15 protein-coding genes are annotated in these 12,556 nt (G+C 62.7%); 14 read left to right on the forward strand and 1 reads right to left on the reverse strand.

The genetic code is table 11. The features are described from left to right. The first annotated feature begins 2 nt into the window (after window positions 1–2). The 9 genes from CHX26_RS02900 to CHX26_RS02940 all read left to right on the forward strand — a co-directional run bounded on the left by CHX26_RS02900 (window position 3) and on the right by CHX26_RS02940 (window position 7,303). Entirely contained in the window at window positions 3–740 is a 738-nt protein-coding gene (locus tag CHX26_RS02900) for an IclR family transcriptional regulator (protein WP_172449662.1), read from the forward strand. Window positions 741–1,294: 554 nt separating this feature from the next. Further along, window positions 1,295–3,406 (forward strand): ParB/RepB/Spo0J family partition protein, encoded by a 2,112-nt coding sequence (locus tag CHX26_RS02905; RefSeq protein ID WP_104941078.1) that lies wholly within the window; start codon window positions 1,295–1,297, stop codon window positions 3,404–3,406. A gap of 47 nt (window positions 3,407–3,453) precedes the next feature. Beyond that, the gene (locus CHX26_RS02910; protein WP_335682314.1) at window positions 3,454–4,440 is read left to right on the forward strand and encodes an ArdC family protein; all 987 of its coding nucleotides are present in this window, start codon (window positions 3,454–3,456) and stop codon (window positions 4,438–4,440) included. Next, window positions 4,409–4,801, forward strand: coding sequence for a hypothetical protein (locus CHX26_RS02915; RefSeq protein ID WP_104941080.1), 393 nt, complete (start codon window positions 4,409–4,411; stop codon window positions 4,799–4,801). The genes CHX26_RS02910 and CHX26_RS02915 overlap by 32 nt, the downstream gene beginning before the upstream one ends. A 47-nt stretch (window positions 4,802–4,848) precedes the next feature. Further along, complete coding sequence (locus tag CHX26_RS02920) at window positions 4,849–5,490, forward strand: hypothetical protein (protein ID WP_104941081.1); 642 nt, start codon at window positions 4,849–4,851, stop codon at window positions 5,488–5,490. Window positions 5,491–5,502: 12 nt separating this feature from the next. Then, complete coding sequence (locus CHX26_RS02925; RefSeq protein WP_104943215.1) at window positions 5,503–6,126, forward strand: DUF6927 domain-containing protein; 624 nt, start codon at window positions 5,503–5,505, stop codon at window positions 6,124–6,126. A 16-nt stretch (window positions 6,127–6,142) separates the two neighbouring features. Further along, a complete protein-coding gene (locus CHX26_RS02930) occupies window positions 6,143–6,343 on the forward strand; it encodes a hypothetical protein (RefSeq protein ID WP_146107630.1) in 201 nt (66 codons plus the stop codon). 110 nt (window positions 6,344–6,453) lie between these two features. Further along, window positions 6,454–6,804 (forward strand): antitoxin Xre/MbcA/ParS toxin-binding domain-containing protein, encoded by a 351-nt coding sequence (locus CHX26_RS02935; RefSeq protein WP_104941083.1) that lies wholly within the window; start codon window positions 6,454–6,456, stop codon window positions 6,802–6,804. Window positions 6,805–6,808: 4 nt separating this feature from the next. Then, window positions 6,809–7,303 carry an RES family NAD+ phosphorylase gene (locus tag CHX26_RS02940; protein WP_104941084.1) on the forward strand — a complete coding sequence of 165 codons (495 nt, stop codon included), beginning with the start codon at window positions 6,809–6,811 and terminating at the stop codon, window positions 7,301–7,303. 7 nt (window positions 7,304–7,310) lie between these two features. Here CHX26_RS02940 and CHX26_RS02945 read toward each other — a convergent pair whose 3' ends face one another. After that, window positions 7,311–7,808, reverse strand: a complete 498-nt coding sequence (locus CHX26_RS02945) for a hypothetical protein (RefSeq protein ID WP_104941085.1) — start codon at window positions 7,806–7,808, stop codon at window positions 7,311–7,313. A gap of 67 nt (window positions 7,809–7,875) precedes the next feature. Between CHX26_RS02945 and CHX26_RS02950 the strand changes: the two genes are divergently transcribed. The 5 genes from CHX26_RS02950 (at window position 7,876) to CHX26_RS02970 (ending at window position 12,430) form a co-directional block, all read left to right on the forward strand. Further along, complete coding sequence (locus CHX26_RS02950) at window positions 7,876–9,162, forward strand: hypothetical protein (RefSeq protein ID WP_104941086.1); 1,287 nt, start codon at window positions 7,876–7,878, stop codon at window positions 9,160–9,162. Window positions 9,163–9,209: 47 nt separating this feature from the next. Continuing rightward, on the forward strand, window positions 9,210–9,845 hold the full coding sequence (locus CHX26_RS02955) for a DUF7007 domain-containing protein (protein WP_104941087.1): 636 nt from the start codon (window positions 9,210–9,212) through the stop codon (window positions 9,843–9,845). 103 nt (window positions 9,846–9,948) lie between these two features. Then, the gene (locus CHX26_RS02960) at window positions 9,949–11,643 is read left to right on the forward strand and encodes an ATP-binding protein (protein ID WP_104941088.1); all 1,695 of its coding nucleotides are present in this window, start codon (window positions 9,949–9,951) and stop codon (window positions 11,641–11,643) included. Next, window positions 11,636–12,007: a DUF3768 domain-containing protein gene (locus tag CHX26_RS02965; protein ID WP_104941089.1), complete on the forward strand. Its 372-nt coding sequence runs from the start codon at window positions 11,636–11,638 to the stop codon at window positions 12,005–12,007. Before CHX26_RS02960 ends, CHX26_RS02965 begins: the two co-directional genes overlap by 8 nt. A 72-nt stretch (window positions 12,008–12,079) precedes the next feature. Beyond that, complete coding sequence (locus CHX26_RS02970; RefSeq protein ID WP_104941090.1) at window positions 12,080–12,430, forward strand: hypothetical protein; 351 nt, start codon at window positions 12,080–12,082, stop codon at window positions 12,428–12,430. Window positions 12,431–12,556: the final 126 nt, after the last annotated feature.

Below are 12,556 nucleotides of genomic sequence, written 5' to 3' on the forward strand. Positions count from 1 at the left end.
CTATGGCTTCCGTCAGTCAGTCCGTTTCACGCTGCATTGCCCTTTATGCGCTCTTTGCCGATCGCAAGTCCGGGCTGACAGGCGCTGAAATTGCAGAACATCTGGATGCACCGCGCTCAAGTGTGGCGGCGCTGCTCAAGGAGCTCTCGGAGCTTTCGATGATCAGCCTGAACCGTCGGACCCTGACGTATCTCCCGACCCTCAAGTTCGCACAGCTTGGTGCATGGCTGATCGATCCCGGGCATTTCCCCCCGCCGCTCGCCGAGTTGATGGAGGAGCTGCAGCGCGAGAGCGGCGAAACCGTCACGGCCTCGTGGCCAATCGATCATGAGATGGAAATCATCAGGGTCGTCAAAAGCCGCAACCCGATTTCATTTGTGGCCGAGATCGGCCAGCGGCTCCCACTATGGTATTCCTCTGTCGGCCTTGCCTATCTTGCATCACTTTCGAACCAGCAGATTCACGCACGCTGGGAGAAAGATCGTCGCGCGCTGGCCAAGGTGCCGGATCTGGACTCGGTGATTGATGCAGTGAGCCATGTTCGCACGAGCGGCATGGCGGTCGTGCATGGCGGTGTATTCGCTGAGGCCTCGGCCGTCGCCATGCTCGTCGGGTATGAACTCGACGGACGCCCACTGGTCGTTTCCATCGCAGGCCCCGAAGCCCGGATTCGCACCATTCAGCAGCGCTTGACAGGCCTCATCACGAGAACATTCGGCAGCGGGATTGGTCTGGACTGAACTGGTCCGGCAAGGGACGAGCACGAGCGGGAGCAAGGCGCAGTCCCGCAATCGATGTGGCGGCTTCTGGCGGAGCCGGTCGTCAAATTCGACCGGCCCGAACGACGGACTCTGGGTCGATAGGCGACGCCTGAGTCGGCTGCGATCAACGGCATCTGTCGCGTTCTGTCACCCGAAAGCGGCCAGGCAGCATTCCACCCACTTTGCGACACTCTCCGGTGTGATGCAGCATCCCGAAAGCGGCATGTCCGCTTCAGGCCGAGCTAGACGGCGATTCTGGCAGTCGCGAGCGGCTTAGCCACGGTCGGCATCCGAATCTGGCTGCTCGGGCTGCGAATTGTGGCGATCCCAGGATCGCCTCACCATGAGCATCCAACCATTGCGACATTTTGAACTCTGACGAGCCGTGCGCTCCAAATCCGAAGCATGCCACGCTTTCCATCCGCGGGGCGACAACGACTAGCCCTGAGCCCTGCGTGAAACGCAGATCGGAAGGGGAGGGGGAGGGGATGTGTGCCCGGGTGATTGCCGGGTGCACATCAGGAGTGACGACGATGCTTATTCCCTTTTCCCGGCTCTATCTGAGCGATGCCAATGTCCGCAAAACGCGCAGCGAAGAAGATGATATCCAGCTTTCCGCCGATATCGAAGCGCGCGGCCTGTTGCAGAACCTGCTGGTCACCAAGAGCAAAAAGCGCGGCAAGTTTGCCGTGATCGCGGGTGGTCGGCGGTTGCGCGCCATCGAGATGATCGTCGCGCGCGGTGCGTGGAACCCCGATACCGAGATCGAATGCAAGCTGCTCGAGGGTAGCGAAGAGGAAGCCGGCGAGGCCTCGCTGGCTGAGAACTTCCAGCGCGTCGGGATGTCCCCAGCTGAGGAATGCCGCGCCTTCCAGCACTTCATCAAGGAAGGCAGCGACGTTGCCGCGGTCGCCAAACGCTTTGGCCTGACCCAGCGCTTCGTGGAAGGCCGCTTGCGGCTAGCGAACCTCGCCGAGCCGATTTTCGAAGCACTCGCCAAAGGCGATGTCACCCTCGAGATCGCCAAGGCCTACGCCGCGACTGACCAGCACGAGGTGCAACTGCGGGTCTTTGAGCAGATGCGGTACGCCTATAACCCAAGCGCCGATGCCATCCGGCGTATGGTGGCGAGCGGTTCCATGCGCGGCAATGACCCAATCGCGCTACTGATCGGCGAAGATGCCTATGTGGCCGCCGGGGGCAAGATCGAGCGCGACCTCTTCAGCGAAGCAGCAGATGATCGCTGGATCGATATCGAGATCGCCCACCGGCTTGCGGCCGAAAAGATGGAAGCCGAAGCCCAGCGGATCGCTGCTGAAACGGGCCTTGCATGGATCAGCCCGGTTGCGTCGACCAATTCATGGCAGGCGCGCAGCGAAATGGGCGTCAATGCTGTCCGGCTGCCGCCCGCGCCGCTGTCCGAAGAAGCACGAGCCCGAATTGACGCGATCGATAAGCGCATGGACGAAATCAGCGCAATCATCGACGAAGGCGATGACGGCGAGATTGAAGGGAGCGAGGCCGACTTCGGGCAGCTCGAGGCCGAGTACGAGGATCTCGATGCCGAGCGCAGCGACCTCAATAACCCGGTGCGCGAACTGCCCGAGGAATGGCGCGGCGAGGCCGGACGGTTCCTCGTTCTCACCACCCGCGGCGAGATGGTGCTCGAGGCGGACTACTATAGCGAAAAGCGCCTGTCGTTCGAGACCGATGAAAGTGGCAAAGTGACAGCGACGGCCGAAGAGCCGGTGTCAGGTTCCACCAAGCGCGGCAGCGCTGCACCTTCAAGGCCCGAGGCGGTTGCGCCGGGCACGGAGAAGCCGATCAGCGCCCGCCTGTTCGACGAGCTTTCGGTCCAGCGCCGTAATATCCTGTCGGCATCGCTGCTCACCGATGCGGGGCTCGCGCTCGACTTTGCCATCTTCGCGCTGGCTGACAGCCGCAGCTACGAAAGCCGGGGAACCTCGATCAAGGGCGGACGCCCCAGCGATCCGGCGACCGGAGAACTTTCGCAGTCCACAGCCGAAGGGATTCTCGCCGAGGCTGAAGGCGCGCTCGACAAGGCATGGCAGGAACATGGCTGTGCAGCCCAGCGCTTCATTGCCTTCCGCGAACTTGCCGACGAAGCCAAGGCTGCGTGGCTCGCCTATGCGGTGGCCATCTCGCTCGAAGCCAAGAAGGGCTATGGTTCAGAATATCATCCGATCCATGCTGTCATCGGCAGCATGCTCGACATCGACGTTGCCGCGATGTGGCGGCCGACATCTGAGAATTTCTTCGACCGCGTGAGCAAGACCTCGTGTCTTGCCGCACTGACGGAAGTCGGCGGAAGCGATCTTGCAGCGCGCTATGCCGCATCGAAGAAGGCCGATCTTGCCAAGACGTGCGAGACGATCTTTGCCGGTAAGGCCATCGTTGAACAGGACGTCAAGGAAGCAGCGCTGGCCTGGTTGCCTGAAGGCATGAAGTTCACGATTGGGGCCAATCCTGCTGATCCGGTCATCCCGGACACCGACGAGAGCGCCCCGGTCTCCGGCGTCTGCGATGACGCTGAAGCTGACGGTGAAGCCGACAGCGAGGCCGACGAGCTGATCGATGACGATCAACCTGAAGTCGCCTGTGAAGAGGCGGCGGTGGCCGCCTGAGGCGGTCAATCACCCCTCCTGATGACTTGGCCCGGCCACTCGCCTGAGTGAGCCGGGCCTCTTTTTTGTTGAGGAGCAGGCTAATGCGCCAAAGACCCAAGCGCGACGTCGCGCAGGAAATCACCAATTTGATCATCGCTACAATCGAGGCTGGAACACTGCCCTGGCGCCGACCCTGGAAGAAGACCGGGATGGGCGGAGCACCGCTGCGCGCTGCCGGCGTCCCTTACACCGGGATCAACCGTCTCTATCTCTGGGCGGTCGCCGACCACTACGGCTATAGCTCGCGCTACTGGATGACCTGGCGGCAAGCCATTGAGCTTGGCGGACAAGTTCGCAAGGGCGAGACGGCCGAGCCCAGCATCTACTTCAACAGCACGAAGAAGACGGCGGTCGACCAGGCAACAGGCGAGGAATCGTCGAAAACAATCCGCTTCATGCGCGCCTACAGCGTGTTCAACGCATCGCAAATCGACGGGCTGCCGCCGCACTTCTATCCGAGTCCGGTGCCCGAAGCGCCGCCGACGCCCTCGCAGAAAGTCGCTGCCATCGAGCGCTTCTTCGGCCTGATCCCGGCGGACATACGCCTCGGCGGAGACCGCGCGTTCTACTCGCCGGGCGCCGATTTTATTCAGCTTCCGCATCCCAATGTCTTCAACACCGAAGACGGCTTCGTGGCCACCAAAGCGCACGAACTCGGCCATTGGTCGGGCCATGCATCGCGGCTCGCCCGCGAGTTTGGCAAGCGTTTCGGCGACAAGGCATACGCTTTCGAGGAGCTGGTGGCCGAGCAGGTGAGTGCGCGCATCTGCTATGAATTGGGCCTTCCGGCAGACCTTCACGAGAGCCATGCCAGCTACGTCTCGCACTGGCTGGAGATCCTCAAGGCCGACAAGACGGCGATCATCACCGCAGCTGCGAAGGCCGATCAGGCGTTCAACCATCTTGCGGCCTATTCGGGCTACCAGAGCGAACCTGCGGGCGAAGAAGGGGAGGAAGCCGATGAGACGGCGCCAGTTCCGGCTTTTGCTTGAGCCGGCACCGGAGGAGGTCGTTCGCCTCACCCAGCTTCACCGTTATGCGAGCGATGTCGCAGGCCAGGAGAGGGCGCCCATCGGTGGTGTGCTGGCCGAGTATATCGCAGGCCTGTTCCCCCAGAAGGATCCACGCCAGGTGCTGGACGGTCTTCTCGGCAAGGGGGACGCCGGTTGGTCGCTTGGCACAGTTCCGGGTCAAGGCCGGTCGCTCATCATCCAGACAACCGAGGCGGGCGTGGCGGTCTCGGCAATAGCAAGGATCCTCGAACAGATTGCGCCAGGGGCGCTCCTGCGACCGATGGTCTACGAGCCGTTGTCGCTGCACAACCCGATCGATCACCGCGGCAGCCTGCATTGAGGGAAGGGGGATGGGGCCATTGCATCTTGCAATGGAAAGGAAGCCTCATGTCCTGCGACATCGATTACCGTTACCGCCGCGCGCTCCAGCCCGATGGGCTGACAACCTTCGAAAACGCGCTGCGGGCATTGAACGAGGCCGTTGATGATGTCCGTCTGGCAGGCCGGCAGGCCGCAACCTGTCCGGCTGTGCTGCTGCTGACGCGCCACCTTCAACGCATTGCTGACGGAAGGCCGACCGAATGTGAGGCAGACGACCAGCCTCTGCGGTCCCAGTGCATCGAACGCCTTGCCGAGCTCAAGCACAGGCCTGCGATCATCGCGCTGGTCAAACGCGGGCTCGACTATCGTCCTGAAGAACTGCGCCACTACCGGCGCGAGGGCACGCGGGCTCTGCGCCAGATCGCAGCAGGGATCGGGCTCGAGCACGCCGATTACCGCATCAGCTATTACACCTCACAGGAGCAACTCGCGGGCGAGCATGTGCTGGAAGCCGACGGGATCTATGTCCGCATCAGCCCGGAACGGTTTGGCGAGCCGGGTCTGGCCTGGCGCAACCCCTTCTGGAAACCGCCTGGCGCGGTGATGCGCAAAGCGCCGATCACCGCCCTTGCAGACATTCCCGCGCTCTCGGCGCGGATCGCGCGAGAATTGAAGATTGCTCCCCCGCTTCAGCCGGGGCTTATCTGAAGGAGAATGCACATGGGCTGGCTTTACATGCACCGTGCAGGAATGGGCGGCTTCGAGACCCCCAAAGCCTATCTCGACAAACAGTTCACGTGGGAGCGCGAAAATGAAGAAACCGGCACCCTCGAAGGTTGCCGGGTCATCAGAAGCGTGTCCACAACCGGGGCCTACTACGCGGCTGTCCAGCGCTATGGACCGAACAACCAGACCCACGCCATCTCCGCGGTGATCTGTCTGGTCCGCTGGAACCCCAAGGCAGCCGACGGCCTCCTGTTCGGCTACAAGGACATGGATGAAAATTCAGGACCGGTGGAGGCCGGGTGCCCCAGACGTATCCTGGAGGAGTTGGGGCCAACCCGTCACCCTTATGCCCTCGACTGGCGCAACCGGTGCTACCGCCAGCTCCGGCTCAAGGAACGCAAGATCGCCGATGGCGACCTGATCCGGCTGCCTGAACCCATGAAGTTCACCGACGGGAGCGAACACGCCGAGTTCCGGGTGACAAAGCGGGGCGCGAAGATTGAACTCAGCACGCCCGATGGCCGAGGCCGGTTCCGCATCAGCAGATTGATGGAGCGCCGGTTCGAGGTCTTGCCCCCGAAGCGCGCGGTGCGCACATTTTTCCCGGCAACGCCGTAACGCTTGGGGAATGATCATGCTGCCTCAGAGCCTCGACCCAAGAAGGGCGATCCTGTGCGGGCGCGCCAATGCCGAGCGCGTCGCCATTCGGATGACCGCAAATTCCGGGCAGAGCCATGCCGTGGTAAGGACGGATAGCAAGCTCCAGCCCTTCTGCGTTATTCCTGCAGAAGAGGGCCTTCCCGGTGCGATCGAACTGCAGGTCGTGGTTCTGTAAGAGCGAGTAACTGCTTCGGCAAAACCGGACACCTGCTGGGTCGGGCACACCAAACCTTGATTACCGCAAGATTTGACGCTATATCGCGTCAGAATTCATGGGAAAGTGCAATGGCGATTCAAAACTACGCTGACAACGGCGCGTTTGCTCCGCGCAAGATCGTCGACGCGCTGCGGACGACCAGCGACGAACTCGCACGCTCGCTGGGCCTCGGCAAGGATGCGATCCAGCGCAAGGACCGGATCGCGTCGGACCGGACCCAGCGCCGCCTTCGCCAGATGGTCGAGATACTCAACAAGGTTGAACCGCGCTTCGGGTCGGCCTTGCTGGCCTATGCGTGGTATCGCTCTGAGCCGCTGCCGGGCTTCTCGGGCCAGACCGCAATGCAGCTCGTACAGAGCAACCGGGCCGATGATGTGCTGACCTATATCGACGCTGTCGACGCCGGCATTCACGCTTAAGCGCATGCACTTCACAGGGCTGCTCTACCGCGCCCACAATCCGGTCTGGTCCCGCGAACCGTTGTCGGGGGAGGGGGCGGCCCGGTTTGGCGGACGGTTCAATCGCATGGGGCGCGCTGCGCTCTATACTTCGCTCGCGCCCGAGACGGCGCTTCGCGAGGCCAATCAGGTCGGCACGTTACAGCCAACAACCCTCGTTGCCTATCAGGCCGACATCGGACCCTTGCTGGATGGCCGCGATGCCGCTGCATTGCAGCCCTTCGGCATCGCACCGGCGGAGCTCGCCGACCCGTCGTGGCGTGATCGGATGCTCTCAGGCAAGCCGGTCCCGACGCAAGACCTAGCGGAGGCCGCGATCGCGCAAGGCTATGCCGGCATCGTTGTCCCAAGCTTTGCCCGCGGTGCACCCGCGGACGCGCTCAATCTGGTCCTGTGGGACTGGGACGGGCGCATCACGCTTGTTGATGACGACGACCGGCTTGGCCTTCGCAATAACTGATGGCCGCTTAGTCCTCGATCATCCCTCCGAGGCCGGGATCGAGATACCAGGATGGGCCTTCGGTAAAGTCGGCATTGCGGGCAGGAACGGGGCCATCAGGCTCTGACGATACGTAAGGGTTGACCATCGGCACAGGACGCTGGCCCGAGCGCAGAATGTGACCCGACATCTGGCACCGCGGCCCGAGGAGCTCGAAGAGCCATTCGAGATCGTCAAGCATCTGGACAATCCCGCGCCCTGCCAGCGCATAGTAGAGGCAGCGCTGATAGTCATCGCAATGGCAGGACAGGATCTGCGTCAGCCGAGCCTTGGCATTGGGCAGACCCTGAAACACGCCCTGCAAGGTCTCATAGAGCTCGCGCGCTGAGTAATAGGCATCGAACGGCTCCACTCCGATCGAGGCATTGGCAAGCATACGCTTGGTTGGACGGCAATTGGGATCAAGTGCCGCGTCGCGCAGCGTGACATCGAGGTCGAACTTGCCGATATCAAAGACCTTGTTCATTATTTATGGGCTCCTGCAAATTGTGAACATAACGTGAACAAACGACAGGGTCAAGGCGTCATCATGCATGTGGCTGGTAGGTAAGGACACCACAGGAAAGACCGGCAGGGTCGCCATCAGCGACGAGCTGAAGGCTGCGCTGGTGCGCTGGTATACAGGCCGGGGCAGCGAGGCCGACCACCGTGCTTCGGTTTCGCTGGTCTCAACCGCGCGCGAGAACCACAAGTGGATCGCCTGCGATTGCCTTGGGGCAGAGCGACCGCCGCCGCTGATGAGCGCAGCCTATCTCAGTTTTCAGGAAACCTACTATCTCAGGCGCCTTACCTCGCGGCCAGGCCACGATACCAAATGCCCATTTCATTTGCCCCAGGCACCGCCGCGTATCCGCGAGACCGCAAAGGACTCGCTTTACGCTATCGGCCTTTTCAAGGGCCTGTTCAGCGCGCACCAGAAGGCGCCGGAGAAGCTTGCACAGAGGCCGGAAGACATCGAGCCGGACGACCGCTCACGCGGCGTTGCGATCCCGCGCCTGGGCAAGCTGCTCTGGTTGCTGCTCGAGCGGGCAGGTGCAAACGTCCTGCGCGAATTGCCGCCCAGTGGCCGACGCGAAGGCTCGATCAGCGCAGAAATGCGGTACCTCAAGCGCGCAGCCGAGGGCCTCCAGATCGCGCCGGGCATTCGGCTGTCGGATCACCTCTACACCAACGCCATCGACTACGAGAAGCGGCGGGTCCATGCCCGGTTACGCTCTGCCGCCGAGACCTGGCCGCCCGAATTTGCGCCGCAGGCATTCCTGCTTCTCGAAGCAAGCGAGCTCACATCGAGCGAGGTCGTAACGGGGCTTGGCACCGTCGAAATCCGCAACCGCATCCAGCACACCGGGATCATCCGCGCCGAGGTCGAGCCACCGTTCCTAGTGCTTGCCGTCGTCGGCGAGCACAGTCGGCGCGAAGGATACCTGGCGCTGCGCGCCTATGCCCAACCTGTGCTCAGCGGAAACCAGTTTGTACCTGCCGAGCGCGATCATGATCGCGATGTGCTGCGCGCGCTCCAACAGGCCCAATATGAACTGCGCCGCCTCGGCGTCAGGATGGCGGTCAAGAAGGTCCTCTTTGACATCACGCTGGCTGCGGGGTCGGCGAGGCCGGATTTTCTGGTGGCGCTGCTCGATGAGCATAGCGGGGAGGAATGCAAGTTCGCGCTTCAGATCCTGCAGTCAGATGATGCCGACTATCTTGAACTGCGCAGCATTGAACGCGAGCGTCTCGCTCAGGCCGGGCTTGTCGTATCCCTGCCGGTCAGCGCCGTGACCCCTCAGACAATTATCAGCGAAGCCCGCCGCATTCTCGCGTGAAGGGGAGGGGGAGGATTTGAGCGAACCTGAAGAAGGAGAGTTCGCTCATGACATGCTTTGCTCCATCGCCGCGCCCATCGATATCGATCTGGGGCGCCGTCCAGCAGGCCGATCAGCTGGCCCCCGGCATATGGTCTGTCATGACCGCCAGCCATGGGGGCATCATTCTGTCGGAACAGCGACAAGTGGCCATGCCGCCGGCGCTGCAGATCGACGGCGGGGCTTACGAAGAAGATTGCGACTGGGCGCTCCCGATCCTCGCCTTCACCAACGAGCTTGAACGGCAGGGTTCCTGTTCCGCAGGCTTCCTGCAGCTTGCGCGCGATACCGCCCGATGTTGGCACCCAGACCGCTTCAGCGCCTTTACCGGCGAGGCCGTCGAGGAAAATGCATCTGCGATCCTGCGGACGCGCAAGGCCTACATCGGCGCGATCGGCGAATTCTGCGTCACCAGCGCCTGGGGCGACTGGGCCGAATGGGTGCCGGAAGGCAAGGTGGGCGTGATTGCCCGGCAAGTCGAACGCGTCGATCACCTTGGCCGGCCAACTTATGGCGAGGCCGAAGTCTGCGCGCTGATCGCCAAGGACCTCTACGCCGCACGCGGCGAAGTCACGGCTCTGCGCGACACGGCGCATGAAGTGATCCCGATGCCAGAGACCCTGCGACCGAAACGCGTGGGCTGAAGGGCATGCCGAAGGCGGCCCAGCTCCGGCTTTGCATCAATTCACCGATCGGAAGGGAAGGGGGAGGGGAAGGGCGAACCAGTGCGATGAAGGACCCCTTGCCATGAACCCGACAGTCATCCGACCCAGCATCAGCCCGAAGACGATCACCAAAGTCACGCGCCTCTTCAACGGCACCATCGGCGATATTCTGGGCGAGCTCCTCCAGAACAGTCGCCGCGCGGGCGCTTCCCGGATCGATATCGCCTGCTGCGCAGATCAGGACGGAGCGCGACTGACTCTTGTCGACGATGGAACCGGCGTTGCTGATCCCCAGACCATGATTGCGCTGGGGGACTCGGGCTGGGACCAGAAAATCCATGAGGCCGAAGACCCGGCAGGCATCGGTGTCTTCAGCCTGGCGGGCAAGGACACACACATCAGCTCGCGCCATGTCGATGACACCACCGGATGGTCGGTCCATGTCCCCGCAGATGGCTGGACCGGTGCGCAGGACATTGCCGTGCGGCCCCTTGCCCGCCCGGTTGGGACGACGATCACCTTTCTGATGCCCGGCGTGAGCGAGCAGACGGCCGAGCGGATTGTGCGCGAGGTCGCGAAGTTCTACCCGCTGCCGGTCTACTTCAATGGCGTGCAAGTGCCGCGCGAGGACTTTCTCGCCAAAGCGATCTACATCGCCGAGTGGAACGGCAGCCAGATCGGTGTGTTCGAGGGGCGCGAATACCACCAGGACCCCACGACCAACTTCCATGGCATGGTGCTCACCCGCAAGCTTGCCAGTGTGTCGGAGAGCCTCGGCGGCAAGACCTATCATGCCCGGCTCGATATCGGCTCCACCCCGGGCCTTGCCCTTGTCCTCCCGGCCCGCAAGGAGTTCGTCGAGAACGCGGCCTTTGCGGCGCTTCAGACAGCTTGCAAGCGCACGATCTATGCCGCGCTGGCGCACAAAGGCCAGCACCGGCTTTCCTTCGAGAACTGGAAGGAAGCGCGCGATCTGGGGGTCGCACTGCCGGAGGCCGACCCCTGCCTGCCCCGCTGGCATGCGGCTATCGCGGAAAGCGACAACGTCAATGTCGAGTATGAGGAGGTCGCTACAGGACCGGACACGATCCTTGTTGCGGATCTCGAGCCCGATATCGGGCAGGGACTGGAGCGCGCGCTGCGCACGCATCCCCTGCGCCCGCACCTCGCTGAGAACCATCCTCCTTACGCAGGCTATGGCTGGTATAATGCGCTGTATCAGCTCGGCAACGTGCGCTTCTATGTTGCAGCCGGGGAGCAGCACCACATCATCGCCGAAAACGGAAGCTTCCCTTCGCTCCAGGACCATGTGCGTGCCGAGACGATCGAACTGAGGTTCTGCCTCTTCCACCGCGCCACCGAGACCCAACGCGAGGAACGGATCCCGGCAGATGTCGCCTTTGTCGTAAACGAAGATGGCTGGTACAGCGGCGTCGACCAGATCCGCATCGCTTACGTGCCGGGGGCAGACCTGACCCCTGAAACGCTGGTCGATCTCATCGAGAACGTCTGTTTCTGCGCAAGCGACGACAGCGAGGCCGACTCCTGGGACACCCAGCACGAGCACTTCATGCGCGATGCGCGCGAACTCGCGGCCCGGGTGCTGCTCGGCGAGGACGAGGCCGTCGCGGCGCGCATCCGCGATACGCTCGCCGGCATCCTGTGGGTCATTCCCAAGGACCGGCAGGTCGCTATCACGGTCGCTCCCGGGACCGCGATCGATGTTCAGCTGTCCGCTTGTTCCCTCCTGGATCGGGACGAGACCTCCAATGCATGACACATCCGACCTCGCTTGCGCTCAGCAGCGCACCGAGCGCATCGCGCTGCTCAATGATGCCGTGCGCCGGGGCCGCGACCGCACGGCCCGCATCGTCATGACCTCCGGGCTGCTTGCAGAACTCGGCGGCGAAACGGTGGCAGACAGCTTGATGGCACAGGCTCGGTTGATGGCCGCTCTGCGCCATTGCACCTTCGCCCCGGACTCGCCCGAGCGGGACTTTGCAAGCATGGATGTCGATGGCATCAAGGTGCTGATGAAAATCGATTATTACGACACCAAACTGGCGTTCGGGTCAGAGGATCCGGCCAATCCAGCGATGACACGGCGCGTCGTCACGCTGATGCGGCCAGCGGATTACTGATCATTGTGAGGGGCAGGCATATCGCTGCGTCACCCGGCAGCCGCCCAAACCTGATGGGGAGGTAAAAAGCGCATGAGCAGGCACAAGGTACCGCTTCGTGACGGGGTTGCGGCGGCAAGCGCTTATGCCGGGTGGGACCGCCCCTTGCAGACATACTTTGCGCAGGTTCTGAGCGCGCCTGACGAGGACGGCGAGGAGACCGAAATCGTGTGGGTCGGCACTGCCTTCGGCGAACTGCCCCTCGCAGTTGACGCAATCCGCGCGCTCGAACCCTATTGCCATATCGAGGCAAGTCTTGCCGCACAGCTCGAGATCGACAGGATGGCATGCCTCGCCACGCGCGACGGACCCAATCAGCTTGAAGCCAAGGCTTTCATGGCGCGTGTCAGCCAGATCAGGGACAGGCCCGAGCCCGAAGCTTAGCTCGGTACGAACCGCGCATGGCTCGCAGCAGGGCAGGTTCATCTCCAAACCACGCATCGAGGCTCCTCAGCCCTCCGGGCTGGACAAGATGACGCGCGCCTGCGGTGGTTGGCGCACGGGCCGGGC

The sequence above is a fragment of the Porphyrobacter sp. HT-58-2 genome (assembly GCF_002952215.1).
GTDB lineage: Bacteria > Pseudomonadota > Alphaproteobacteria > Sphingomonadales > Sphingomonadaceae > Erythrobacter.

Bases quoted from the DNA above. Each gene is read 5' to 3' on its own strand.
- CHX26_RS02900 (WP_172449662.1), top strand. From the start codon at position 3: ATGGCTTCCGTCAGTCAGTCCGTTTCACGCTGCATTGCCCTTTATGCG.
- CHX26_RS02905 (WP_104941078.1), top strand. From the start codon at position 1,295: ATGCTTATTCCCTTTTCCCGGCTCTATCTGAGCGATGCCAATGTCCGC.
- CHX26_RS02915 (WP_104941080.1), top strand. From the start codon at position 4,409: ATGAGACGGCGCCAGTTCCGGCTTTTGCTTGAGCCGGCACCGGAGGAG.
- CHX26_RS02920 (WP_104941081.1), top strand. From the start codon at position 4,849: ATGTCCTGCGACATCGATTACCGTTACCGCCGCGCGCTCCAGCCCGAT.
- CHX26_RS02925 (WP_104943215.1), top strand. From the start codon at position 5,503: ATGGGCTGGCTTTACATGCACCGTGCAGGAATGGGCGGCTTCGAGACC.
- CHX26_RS02930 (WP_146107630.1), top strand. From the start codon at position 6,143: ATGCTGCCTCAGAGCCTCGACCCAAGAAGGGCGATCCTGTGCGGGCGC.
- CHX26_RS02935 (WP_104941083.1), top strand. From the start codon at position 6,454: ATGGCGATTCAAAACTACGCTGACAACGGCGCGTTTGCTCCGCGCAAG.
- CHX26_RS02940 (WP_104941084.1), top strand. From the start codon at position 6,809: ATGCACTTCACAGGGCTGCTCTACCGCGCCCACAATCCGGTCTGGTCC.
- CHX26_RS02945 (WP_104941085.1), bottom strand. From the start codon at position 7,808: ATGAACAAGGTCTTTGATATCGGCAAGTTCGACCTCGATGTCACGCTG.
- CHX26_RS02950 (WP_104941086.1), top strand. From the start codon at position 7,876: ATGTGGCTGGTAGGTAAGGACACCACAGGAAAGACCGGCAGGGTCGCC.
- CHX26_RS02955 (WP_104941087.1), top strand. From the start codon at position 9,210: ATGACATGCTTTGCTCCATCGCCGCGCCCATCGATATCGATCTGGGGC.
- CHX26_RS02960 (WP_104941088.1), top strand. From the start codon at position 9,949: ATGAACCCGACAGTCATCCGACCCAGCATCAGCCCGAAGACGATCACC.
- CHX26_RS02965 (WP_104941089.1), top strand. From the start codon at position 11,636: ATGCATGACACATCCGACCTCGCTTGCGCTCAGCAGCGCACCGAGCGC.
- CHX26_RS02970 (WP_104941090.1), top strand. From the start codon at position 12,080: ATGAGCAGGCACAAGGTACCGCTTCGTGACGGGGTTGCGGCGGCAAGC.